Raw genomic sequence first — 741 nt, 5'->3', positions numbered from 1 at the left:
GGCGTGGCGCACGGGTCGGCCGCACGGATCGCGGCCGACGAGGGAAGCGAGGAACTGGCTACATGGGGCGTCGGCTCGTACCGCTCACACTGGACAACCTCACGGACCTCCCCCAGCGCTGTCGCGCGTGCGTGTTCTGGGAACTCGACCCCGTCAGCGGCGAGGCGGCCGTCAGGGCCGGGCGCCCGGAGGTCGAGAAGGAAGCCTGGATCTCGGCCGTGCTGCTGGAGTGGGGCTCCTGCGGTCGCGTGGTCTACGTGGACGAGCTGCCGGTGGGCTTCGTGCTCTACGCGCCGCCGGCGTACGTGCCGCGTTCCCTGGCCTTTCCCACCAGCCCGGTGGGCGCCGACGCCGTGCAACTGATGACGGCATGGCTGATGCCCGGATTCCAGGGACAGGGGCTCGGCCGGGTGATGGTGCAGACCGTGGCCAAGGACCTCATGCGGCGCGGAGTGAAGGCCATCGAGGCGTTCGGGGACGCGCGGTGGGAGGGGCCCGCCTGCGTGTTGCCGGCCGATCACCTGCTGGCGGTGGGCTTCAAGACCGTGCGACCGCACCCGCGCTACCCACGGCTGCGGCTTGAGTTGCGGACCACCATCTCCTGGAAGGAAGACGTGGAGCTGGCGCTGGATCGACTGCTGGGCGCCGTACAGAAGGAGCCGGTGCTGCGTCCGCTGTAGGGTACCGCTCCCGCATGCGCGTGGGCCCGCTCCCCGTGGAGGGAGCGGGCCCACGACGCAC

The 741-nt window shown here is 71.3% G+C and carries 1 protein-coding gene; it reads left to right on the top strand.

Translation table 11 applies throughout. The features are described from left to right. Nucleotides 1–62: 62 nt before the first annotated feature. A complete protein-coding gene (locus tag KUM32_RS42355) occupies nt 63–680 on the top strand; it encodes a GNAT family N-acetyltransferase (RefSeq protein ID WP_187061845.1) in 618 nt (205 codons plus the stop codon). Nucleotides 681–741 lie beyond the last annotated feature (61 nt).

It is taken from the genome of Streptomyces sp. AC627_RSS907, assembly GCF_019049165.1.
Note: the sequence above shows the minus strand (reverse complement) of the source record. Positions and strands in the feature narration are given on the sequence as shown.

Coding starts and splice junctions, on each gene's coding strand:
- KUM32_RS42355 (WP_187061845.1), top strand. CDS start 63: ATGGGGCGTCGGCTCGTACCGCTCACACTGGACAACCTCACGGACCTC.